General features: G+C 72.8%; 7 protein-coding genes. 3 read left to right on the top strand and 4 right to left on the bottom strand.

Annotated elements, in window-relative coordinates; genetic code table 11:
* Together FAF44_RS49835 and FAF44_RS49830 are read right to left on the bottom strand one after the other, a co-directional pair.
* A partial coding sequence (locus FAF44_RS49835) for a hypothetical protein (protein ID WP_237110499.1) occupies window positions 1-559 on the bottom strand: 559 nt, incomplete at its 3' end.
* A complete protein-coding gene (locus tag FAF44_RS49830; RefSeq protein WP_237110498.1) occupies window positions 556-1,602 on the bottom strand; it encodes a hypothetical protein in 1,047 nt (348 codons plus the stop codon). The genes FAF44_RS49830 and FAF44_RS49835, both read right to left, overlap by 4 nt.
* A gap of 314 nt (window positions 1,603-1,916) precedes the next feature.
* Here FAF44_RS49830 and FAF44_RS49825 point away from each other — a divergent pair, with 314 nt between their 5' ends.
* Window positions 1,917-2,957 carry a PP2C family protein-serine/threonine phosphatase gene (locus FAF44_RS49825; protein WP_237110497.1) on the top strand — a complete coding sequence of 347 codons (1,041 nt, stop codon included), beginning with the start codon at window positions 1,917-1,919 and terminating at the stop codon, window positions 2,955-2,957.
* A 17-nt stretch (window positions 2,958-2,974) separates the two neighbouring features.
* Here FAF44_RS49825 and FAF44_RS49820 read toward each other — a convergent pair whose 3' ends face one another.
* Window positions 2,975-4,003: a LacI family DNA-binding transcriptional regulator gene (locus FAF44_RS49820; protein ID WP_237110496.1), complete on the bottom strand. Its 1,029-nt coding sequence runs from the start codon at window positions 4,001-4,003 to the stop codon at window positions 2,975-2,977.
* A gap of 116 nt (window positions 4,004-4,119) precedes the next feature.
* Between FAF44_RS49820 and FAF44_RS49815 the strand changes: the two genes are divergently transcribed.
* Both FAF44_RS49815 and FAF44_RS49810 read left to right on the top strand, forming a co-directional pair.
* Window positions 4,120-6,039: a glycoside hydrolase family 127 protein gene (locus FAF44_RS49815; RefSeq protein WP_237110495.1), complete on the top strand. Its 1,920-nt coding sequence runs from the start codon at window positions 4,120-4,122 to the stop codon at window positions 6,037-6,039.
* A 30-nt stretch (window positions 6,040-6,069) separates the two neighbouring features.
* Window positions 6,070-7,779 (top strand): CBM35 domain-containing protein, encoded by a 1,710-nt coding sequence (locus tag FAF44_RS49810; RefSeq protein WP_237110494.1) that lies wholly within the window; start codon window positions 6,070-6,072, stop codon window positions 7,777-7,779.
* Window positions 7,780-7,862: 83 nt separating this feature from the next.
* Here FAF44_RS49810 and FAF44_RS49805 read toward each other — a convergent pair.
* On the bottom strand, window positions 7,863-8,872 hold a 1,010-nt coding region (locus tag FAF44_RS49805), incomplete at its 5' end, for an ABC transporter substrate-binding protein (RefSeq protein WP_237110493.1).

Genomic DNA, 8,872 nt, shown 5'->3' with positions numbered 1-8,872 from the left:
GGGGCAGGAGCGGCTCGAACACGAGGACCATGGCGGCGACCGTCACCCCGGCCGCGGCTCCCGCCGCCAGCGCCATCGCCCGGCCGGGACGGGCCGTCGCGCCGGTGAGCAGGCCGCCCACCAGCAGTATCGCGGCCACGAACAGGGCTCCGTAGATGATGAGCTCGCCCGCCGACCCGCGGTCCACGAGCACGCGGAACGGGACGACGGCCGTCTCGTCCCCCGCGCTCAGTGTCAGCTCGTGCGGCCCGGTGCGCTCCACCCGCAGTTCGGTGTAGCGCGGGTCGGCCGCCGCCTGTGCCGTGCCGGTCACGGTGCGGCCGTCCTCGACCGAGCGCACCCGCAGGCCGACCGGCAGCCCCGAGACCGGCTGGTAGGCGATGACGCCGATCCGCAGCGGCCCCGGCACGCGGGACGTGCCCTTGATCACCACCGTGACCTCGGCCCCGGCGATCGTCTGGGCGATCCGCAGGTCCGCCCCCGCCGTGACGTTGTGCGCCGCGGCGGGGGCGGCCAGCGCCAGCACGAGCGCGGCGGCCAGGCACAGTGCCCGGATCATGCGCGCCCGGCGTCCACCACGCTGGAGGCGGCGGGCCCAGCGGCGGGCTCGGATCCGACGGCGTTGGGCAGCAGCAGCGCGCCCAGGGCCAGGCCGATCAGGCCGGCGATGACCGGCGTCCCGGTCCACAACTCGGGCACCGCGGGCAGGTGGCCCGCCACGACCGAGGAGAAGCCGAGGTAGAGCGACCACGTGGCCAGCGCCGACAGCCCGGCGAAGGCCCAGTACGCGCCCCGGCGCCGGCCCGACGGACGCAGCCGGCGGATCAGCAGGTCGCTCACGAGCCCGGCGACCATGAATGACGCCAGCACCGGCACGTTCGTGAACTCCGTCTGGGCGCCCGGCATGAGCACGGCGATCGTGTACATGACGGTCACCGAGCCGAACGGCAACTGCCAGCGCCGGGCCAGGAACAGCACCGGGGCGAGCATGATGACGTTGGTGACCACCATGGCGAGGGCGAGCCGGGAGGCGCCGTTCTCCTCCACCGTGGAGAACGCCTCGACGATGCGCAGCGATTGGTACTGCATGGCGTCGCCGTACGACAGGAACAGCGACACCAGCGTGGTGGCGAACGCGAGCCCGATCAGCGCCGGGAGCAGCCGGCCGAGCGTCGGCCGGTCGCCGATGTCGGGGGCGTTCCACGCGGAGCGCAGCGGGGTGGTGATGATGAGCAGCATCGACACGACGAGCCCGAGATGCGAGGGGCTGAACAGGATGTCCAGGCTGGTCTCGATGCCGAGGATCGTGTGCCACATCATGTCGGCGAAGCCGAACGCGGCGAACGCGGGCACCGCCACCAGGCCGGCGAGGTAGCCCGTGGGCACGGCCGCCAGCCCCTGCCTGCCGGTGCGCACGTTGCGCCAGACCTGCCAGAGGATCCAGCCGGAGACCACCGCGAACCCGGAGTAGAACACCGCGTGCCACGGAGTGAAGAACGTCTCCAGCTCCGCCTGAGTGGTGTGCGCCCAGGCGTCGATCATCAGCCCGACGCCGAACCACACCCCGAGCAGCGCCGTGACCAGATCGGTCCTGAGGGGCACCCATCCCCGGGGCTCCCCCGAGTCCACCAGTAATCGCCGGATTCCGGCGTCGGCCAATGCCACTTCCTGACTCCCTTCGTCAGGAAGAACCTATCCACTTTCCCGGAAGGAGAAGGGGTTCGAGATCGGGGAACGGTCTCGCGATGCGCGCTCACCTGACAAAGATCACCGAAAGTGATCGCGGAATTCCGCATATGTCACGAAATGCCTCCGGCAGGCGCGCGCGGGCCGCCGACGTGGCCTTACGGGTTGAGAACGACGGCTTTCCTGCGCGATGCTAATACGTCGGATGACGACGTCGGCTCGGGGGTCTGATGAGGTCTTTGCAGGTCCTGCGCTGGCTGCCCTTCGTCGTCATGGTGGGCGTCGCCCTCACCGATCTGCTGGCCGGCGAGACGATGGTCTTCCTGCCGCTGCTCACGCTCGGGCCCGCGTTCGCCTCGGTGTCGGGAGGCGTGCGGCGCACGGCGTTCGTGGGGGCGGTGGCGCTGGCCCTCTGCATGCCCATGGCGGTGCACAACGGCCTGCTGTTCACCTTCGAGAACAACCTCACGGTGATCGGCATCGCGGGCGTGACGGCGGCCAGCATGCTGGCCAGCAGCCTGCGCCTGCAACGCGAGCGCGAACTGGCCAGCGTCCGCCAGGTCGCGGAGGCCGCCCAGCGGGTGCTGCTCAGGCCGGTGCCCCGGCGGGCGGGCGGCCTGCGAGTGGCGCTCTCGTACACCTCGGCCGCGGCCGAGGCGCAGATCGGCGGCGACCTGTACGAGATCGTCACGACCCCGCACGGGGTGCGGCTGCTGATCGGGGACGTCCAGGGCAAGGGCCTGGCGGCGGTCGAGACGGCGGCGTGGGTGCTGGGAGCCTTCCGCGAGGCCGCCTACGACCAGGCCGACCTGTCCGACATCGGCGAGCGGCTGGAGGCCAGCCTGGCGCGGCACCTGGGCGGGGAGCAGTTCGTCACCGCGATCATCGCCGAGGTGCACGACGAGGAGCTGACGCTGGTGAACTTCGGGCATCCGGCGCCGCTGGTCATCCTGCGCGACGGCGCGACGGCCACCGCCGAGCCGCCCGAGCACGGCCTGCCCCTGGGGCTGGGGGCGATGGAGGCGGCGGCGGTCAAGCCGTACCGGGTGGCGTTCGGCGGCGGCGACCGGGTGCTGTTCTTCACCGACGGGGTCATCGAGGCCAGGAACGCGGCCGGGGAGTTCTACCCGCTGGAGGAGCGCACCCCGCTGCTGCGGCACGAGGACCCGCAGGCGGCGCTGGACGCGCTGCGGGCCGATCTGGTGCAGCACGCCGGCGGGCCGCTGCTCGACGACGCGGCCATGCTGCTGCTGCACCGGCCTGGGCGCTGAGGGCCGGCGGGCCCGGCTCACGAGCCGCCGGGCACCAGCGGCATCGTCGTCGACTCGCGTACCACCAGGTGGCAGGGGTGGGCGTGGCGTCCCGGTGAGTGGCTGCCGTTGATGGCGGCCAGCAACATCTCGGCGGCGGTCCGTCCGAGCCCTTCCAGGTTCATGTCCACGCTGGTCAGCGGCGGCTGGCAGGCTTCGGTCATCACGTCCCAGTTGTCGAACCCGACCAGCGCCACGTCCTGCGGCACCCGCCGGCCCACGGCCCGCAGCGCCTCCGCGACCCCGCGCGCGATCTGGTCGCTGCCGCAGAACACGGCGTCGAACGTGGCCCCGCCGGCCAGCAGCATGCCGACGGCCTGCCGTCCCCAGACCTCGCTCCACGCCCCGAACAGCGGCGCCGCCGCCGGCGAGAGGCCCGCCTCGGCCAGCCGCTCGACGGCCGCGACCGACCGCACCCGGGCGGAGTGGTGGTGCTCGGGCCCGGTCACGTGGGCGATGCGGCTGCGCCCGACGGCGAGCAGGTGCTCCACCGCCTTGCGCGCCCCGCCCTCCTCGTCCGGCACCACCGAGCAGTCGGCGGGGTCGGCCGAGCTGATGAAGGCGTAGACCACGGGCACGGGCAGCCCGGCCGCGATCGGGGCGCGCGCCTGGGTGCGCCGCCCGGTGACGATGATGCCGTCCACGCGCCGGCTGAGCAGTGTCTTGACGTGGTACTGCTCCCGGATCGGGTCGTCGCGGCCGTCGCACAGGAACACCGACATCTGCCCCGCGCCCAGCGCGTCCTCGGCTCCCATCAGCACCGGGATGCTGAACCGGCCGATCGTGTCCGTGGTGATCATCCCCACGGTGTACGTACGCCCCGAGTGCAGGTTCCTGGCCCCGGCGTTCACCTCGAAGTTGAGCTGCCTGGCGGCCTCCTTCACCCGGCTCCGGGTCTCCTCGCGCAGGGATCCGCGCCCGTTGAGGGCCTTGGAGGCCGTGCCCACCGACACCCCGGCCAGTGTCGCGACGTCGGCGATCGTGGCGTGACGCTCCAATTTCCCCATACTTTCCTCCGCTTTCCGAGCACCTTGCCTACTCAACTTTACAGCCCGTTGACTCCGCCGAAGGAGCGTTGCTAGCTTAAGGCAAACGATTTCCTAACTTTCCAAGTGAGAGCTGGATGACTGCGCCGAAATCCTCAGGCAACCCCCTGGCCATCCGTGGCGGCGGCGGCCCGGCCGTCCCCGGCCCCGGCGCGGTCGCCGCGCTGCGCCCGCTCGGGCTGGAGCAGGTACGCCTGCACGACGACGGGCTGCTCGGGCAGTGGCGGCGGCGCAACGCCGAGCACACGCTGCCGCACTGCGTGGAGCGGCTGGAAGACAGCGGCAACCTGGGCAACCTGCGGGCCGCGGCCGGCGAATCGGACACGGAGTTCGCGGGCATGTGGTTCGCCGACTCCGACGTGTACAAGACGCTGGAGGCGGCGCTGTGGGAGCTGGCCGCCCCCGGCGCGGACCCGGGGCTGCGGGACTTCGTCGACGACACGACCGCGCTGCTGGCCCGCGCCCAGCAGGCCGACGGCTACCTCAACTCCTACTACACCGTCGCCGAGCCCGGCGGGCGGTGGCTGCAGCCGGTACGCAGCCACGAGCTGTACTGCGCCGGCCACCTCATCCAGGCCGCGGTGGCCGCGGGCCGCACCGGCACGGCCCCCGAACTGGTCGAGCTGACCAGACGCTTCGCGGACCTGCTGGTCGAGCGGTTCTCCCAGGTGGAGGAGGTGTGCGGGCACCCGGAGATCGAGACGGCGCTGGCCGAGCTCTACCGCCTCACCGGGCACCACCCCTACCTCGACCTGGCCCGGCGCTTCATCGACCGGCGCGGCCACGGCCTGCTGGGCGGCGGCCGGTTCGGCGCCCGCTACCACCAGGACCACGTGCCGCCGCGCGCGGCCGAGGAGGTGGCCGGGCACTCCGTGCGCCAGCTCTACCTGCTGGCGGGCATGGTGGACGTGGCGGTCGAGACCGGCGACCGGGCCCTGCTGGAGGCCGCCCGCCGCCTGTGGGACGACGCCGTCCGCACCCGCACGTACGTCACCGGCGCGCACGGCTCCCGCCACCGCGACGAGGCGTACGGCGACCCGTACGAGCTGCCGCCCGACCGCGCCTACGCCGAGACGTGCGCCTCGATCGCGGCCTTCCACGTGGGCTGGCGGCTGCTGCTGGCCACCGGCGCGGCCGGCTACGCCGACGAGATGGAGCGGGTGCTGCTCAACGCCGTCGCGGCGGCGGTCTCCGAGGACGGCCGGCACTTCTTCTACTCCAACCCGCTGCACCTGCGCACCGGCCACACCAACTCGGGCGAGGAGTCGGCCGGCCACCGCCTGCCGTGGTACTCGTGCGCCTGCTGCCCGCCGAACATCGCCCGCCTGATGGCCTGCCTGCCCGCCTACCTGGCCACCGGCGACGCGAACGGCCTGCAACTGCACCTGTACGCCACCGCGACGATCGAGGCGGGCCCGGCCCGGGTGCAGGTGCGCACGGACTACCCCTGGCAGGGCCGCGTCGAGCTCACCGTGACCGCGCCGCAGGCGTGGACGCTGGCGCTGCGTGTGCCGTCCTGGTGCGCCTCCTACCGCCTGCTGATCGACGGCGAGCCGGCCCCGGCCTCCGTGGACGCCGGCTACCTGCGCCTGACCGGGCCGTGGGGCGAGGGCACGCGCGTCGTGCTGGAGCTCGGCATGCCGGTCAGGCAGGTGCGCGCCCACCCGCGCGTGGACGCGGTCCGCGGCTGCGTCGCCCTGGCCCGCGGCCCGCTCGTGTACTGCCTGGAGCAGCACGACCTGCCCGAGGACGTCGTCCTGGAGGACGTGCTCCTCGACGCCACCGCCCCGCTCCTGGCCGCCGGGAGGGGCAAGGGGCCCGTCGTCGTCACGGCGTCGGGCCGCGCGCCCGACCTCACGCACCATCCGCTGTACAGCACCGACCGGCACCGGCCGGGTGCCACTCCGCTCCAGCTCACCGCGGTGCCCTACTTCCAATGGGGCAACCGGGGCCACGGCCCGATGCGGGTCTGGCTCCCGCTCTCCGGCACGCCATGACCGTCCTCCAGGAATGAGCGAGGTACCAACGTGTCCACCCCCCGAACCAAGCGCACCCGCGCCGCCTTACTGACCGCCGTCATGCTCGCCTGCGGGCTGGCGGCCCCGCAACCGGCCCACGCGGCCGGCGCGACGTTGACCGTCAACGTCGGGCAGCCGTTCCGCCCCGTCACGCACGTGGCCTCCGGCGGCCTGTACGGCCTGGCCGAGAACTCCCGCCCGGCCGACTCCACCCTGCTCCCGATCAAGGTCAACTCGCTGACCCAGCCCGCGCCCGGCGTCGGCCAGCGTCCCAACGGCCAGCCGCCGGGCGGTGACTCGCTGCTGGTCGCCCCGCAGGCCACCCGGACCGGGGCGGGCCAGTTCATCCGGATGCCGGACATCTACCCCGACTTCCCCTACCGGTGGGTGAGCTGGGACGACTGGCTGGCCAAGGTCACCACCATGGTCAACGCCAGGCTCCAGGCCACCTCGGTCACGAACGTGATCGGCTGGGAGCTCTGGAACGAGCCCGACTACACCTGGAACACCGCTGCGGCGGGCGCCTTCAACGACGGCTGGGTGCGGACGTTCCGGGCGGTGCGCGCCCTCGACACCCTCACGCCGATCGTCGGCCCGAGCACGGCCGTCTACAACCGCTCGTGGATGCAGTCGTTCCTGACCCGCGCCAGGGACACCGGCACGCTGCCCGACGTCATCTGCTGGCACGAGCTGCAGGACCCGGTCAGGATCGCCGCGGACGTCGCCGACTACCGCAACCTGGAGGCGTCGCTGGGCATCAGCCCGCGCCGCATCTCCATCAACGAGTACGCCGCCCCCGCCGAGGTGGACGTGCCCGGCCGGGTGGCCAGCTACGTCGCCAAGCTCGAACGGGCCGGCGTCGAGTCGGCGCACCGTGCCTTCTGGTACGAGTACGGCACCATGAACGGCCTGGTCACCGGCAACGACCAGCCCACCGGCACGTGGTGGCTGTACAAGTGGTACGGCGACATGGCCGGTGACATGGTCACGACGACGCCCGGCACGCAGACCGGCCTCGACGGGTTCGCCTCCTACGACGGCACCCGCAGGATCGTCAACGTCGTGTTCGGCAACGAGGCGGGCGCCAACACCGTCAACCTGACCGGGCTCGGCGCGCTCGGCTCCTCCGTCCGCGTCACGCTGCTGTCCACGCCGTCCAGTGGCCGGTTCACCGCCGTGAGCGCCCCCACCACGGTCTCCACCACGACCCGGACGGTCAGCAACGGCCAGCTCAGCGTCTCGGTGCCGAACATGTCCGCCACCAGCGCCTACCAGCTCGTCGTGGAGCCCGCCTCCGGGGTGCCCGCCTACCAGCAGCGCTACGAGGCCGAGAACGCCTCGGCGTTCCGCGCCCAGCGCCTCACCGCCACGAGCGCGTCGGGCGGCGGGTACGTCGGCCGCATCGACAACTCCGGCACCCCGCGCACCGACAGCTACGTCGACTTCGTCGTCAACGTGCCCGCCGCCCGCGCGTACACGATGACGATCGGTTACGCCAACGGCACCGGGGCCACCGCCACGCAGGGCCTGGCCTACAACGGCGGCGCCTGGGCCACGGTCAGCTACCCGCCCACCGCCGCGTGGGGGCAGTTCGGCGCCACCGTCAGCACGAGCGTGAGCCTGCGCGCGGGCTACAACGTGATCCGCCTGGCCAAGGGCTCGCCGTACTTCGCGGGCGGCACCGGATACGCCGAGCTGGACTACATCCAGCTCACCTGAGGTTTCTCGGAGCGAAACAAACCGATAGGGCGAGTGTCGTCCCCTTGTGGCGGGCGGCCGAAGGACTGACCCCGCCCGGCCCGCTAGGGCCTGCGCAGGCCGGGCGGGACGATCTCGTCGTAGCTGGGCGGGTGCTTGACCAGGCCGGTGGCCAGGTGGAAGGCGATGGCTGTGTCGAACGACGTCCGCGGGACGCCGATGTCCGCGGGGATCTCCTCCCGCAGCAGCTCCGGCAACTCCTCCAGCGCCTTGGGGTCGATGCCCTTCAGGTACGCCGCGAGCAGGCCCAGCAACTCCTGCCGGTCGGCCTCGTGGATGTAACGCTGGGCCCGTCCGAGGGCGCGCTGGAAGGCGGCCACCTCCCGGGGTTTGCGGTCGAGGACCGGCTGGGTGCTGAACACGACGCCGTGCACCGTCCGCTCCAGTCCCGGCACGTCGCCGGCCGCCGGCGAGATGTAGCGCACGCCGATGCCGGCCGCCGCGGCCTGCTGGGCAATGGGCTGGAAGAAGGCGAGCGCGTCCACCCGCCCGGCCTTCAGCGCGCCCAGCGCCGAGGAGGCCGTGCTGCCGAGGTTGACCAGCTCGCAGTCGGTGGCCGGGTTCATCCCGACCCTGGCGAACAGGTACGTGACCAGCGCCTCGGTGCCGCTGCCCGGCCCGGTGATGCCGATCCGGCGGCCACGCAGGGCGCGGATGCGCTCGTCCAGCGGGGCGGACGGGGCGGCGCCGGCGAAGGAGGAGCCGACCACGATGTCCACGTAGTAGCGGTCCACCAGGTCGGCGACCAGCCGCGTCCGGTCGTCGATCCGGGCCAGGTTGAGCGCGTCGGTCAGCACCCCCGCGCCGAGGTCGATGCCGCCCGACTTGAGGGCTGCCGCCACCTTCGCCCCGGTGCCGAGCCGGGGCCGCTCCCCCAGCCTGACCCCCTCCTGCGTGAAGTAGCCCCGCTGCTCGGCCACGAACAGCGGGAAGAAGCCGATGGAGTTGCTGATCTGGCCCACGTTCAGCACGCCGGGCGGCGTGGTCGAGCTGCGCTGCGCGCAACCGGACGCCACCAGGACGACGAGCGCGAGCAGCAGCGGCCCTGCCCGCC

Source organism: Nonomuraea sp. MG754425 (assembly GCF_021699195.1).
Taxonomy (GTDB): Bacteria; Actinomycetota; Actinomycetes; order Streptosporangiales; family Streptosporangiaceae; genus Nonomuraea.
This window is presented reverse-complemented; position numbering and strand designations above follow the sequence as displayed.

Bases quoted from the DNA above. Each gene is read 5' to 3' on its own strand.
- FAF44_RS49815 (WP_237110495.1), top strand. From the start codon at position 4,120: ATGACTGCGCCGAAATCCTCAGGCAACCCCCTGGCCATCCGTGGCGGC.
- FAF44_RS49825 (WP_237110497.1), top strand. From the start codon at position 1,917: ATGAGGTCTTTGCAGGTCCTGCGCTGGCTGCCCTTCGTCGTCATGGTG.
- FAF44_RS49820 (WP_237110496.1), bottom strand. From the start codon at position 4,003: ATGGGGAAATTGGAGCGTCACGCCACGATCGCCGACGTCGCGACACTG.